This window comes from Clostridium algidicarnis DSM 15099, assembly GCF_002934235.1.
In the GTDB taxonomy this organism is placed as follows: Bacteria; Bacillota; Clostridia; order Clostridiales; family Clostridiaceae; genus Clostridium_L; species Clostridium_L algidicarnis.
On sequence record NZ_PTIS01000035.1, the window covers coordinates 1,652 to 3,032 of the forward strand.

Below are 1,381 nucleotides of genomic sequence, written 5' to 3' on the forward strand. Positions count from 1 at the left end.
TGATGGGGAAGGTCATTTTGACCGAAGTATCTGATTCCACGCTGCCAAGAAAAGCCTCTAGGGAGCAAAGTAGTGCCCGTACCGCAAACCGACACAGGTAGATGAGGAGAGAATCCTAAGACCATCGGAAGAATTGCAGTTAAGGAACTCGGCAAATTGACCCCGTAACTTCGGGAGAAGGGGTGCCTACGCAAGTAGGCCGCAGAGAATAGGCCCAAGCAACTGTTTAGCAAAAACACAGGTCTCTGCTAAAGCGAAAGCTGAAGTATAGGGGCTGACGCCTGCCCGGTGCTGGAAGGTTAAGGGGAATGCTTAGCGCAAGCGAAGGCATGAACTTAAGCCCCAGTAAACGGCGGCCGTAACTATAACGGTCCTAAGGTAGCGAAATTCCTTGTCAGGTAAGTTCTGACCCGCACGAATGGCGTAATGACTTGGGCACTGTCTCAACTGCAAATCCGGCGAAATTGTAGTGCCAGTGAAGATGCTGGCTACCCGCGATTGGACGGAAAGACCCCGTAGAGCTTTACTGTAGCTTAGCATTGAATTTCGGTATTGTCTGTACAGGATAGGTGGGAGACTGAGAAACTGGGGCGTCAGCTTCAGTGGAGTCACCCTTGGGATACCACCCTGACAGTACTGAGGTTCTAACGGATACCCATGAAACTGGGTGCCGGACATTGTTAGGTGGGCAGTTTGACTGGGGCGGTCGCCTCCTAAAAAGTAACGGAGGCGCCCAAAGGTTCCCTCAGAACGGTCGGAAATCGTTCGAAGAGTGCAAAGGCAGAAGGGAGCCTGACTGCGACACCTACAAGTGGAGCAGGGACGAAAGTCGGGCTTAGTGATCCGGTGGTACCTCGTGGGAGGGCCATCGCTCAACGGATAAAAGCTACCTCGGGGATAACAGGCTGATCTCCCCCAAGAGTCCACATCGACGGGGAGGTTTGGCACCTCGATGTCGGCTCGTCGCATCCTGGGGCTGAAGTAGGTCCCAAGGGTTGGGCTGTTCGCCCATTAAAGCGGCACGCGAGCTGGGTTCAGAACGTCGTGAGACAGTTCGGTCCCTATCCGTCGCGGGCGTAGGAAATTTGAGAGGAGCTGTCCCTAGTACGAGAGGACCGGGATGGACTGACCTCTGGTGTACCAGTTGTCACGCCAGTGGCATTGCTGGGTAGCTATGTCGGGACGGGATAAACGCTGAAAGCATCTAAGCGTGAAGCCCACCTCAAGATTAGATTTCCCATAGCGTAAGCTAGTAAGACCCCTTGAAGAACACGAGGTTGATAGGTCAGAGGTGTAAGTGCAGTAATGTATTAAGCTGACTGATACTAATAGGTCGAGGGCTTGACCAAATTATTTTAAACCATATGCAGTTTTGAAAGAA

1 rRNA gene (only partly in view) is annotated in these 1,381 nt (G+C 52.4%); it reads left to right on the forward strand.

Going from position 1 to position 1,381, the window contains the following annotated elements:
* Positions 1–1,349 (forward strand): 23S ribosomal RNA (locus tag BD821_RS13255); it begins 1,650 nt to the left of the window's first position.
* The last annotated feature ends 32 nt before the right edge of the window (positions 1,350–1,381 follow it).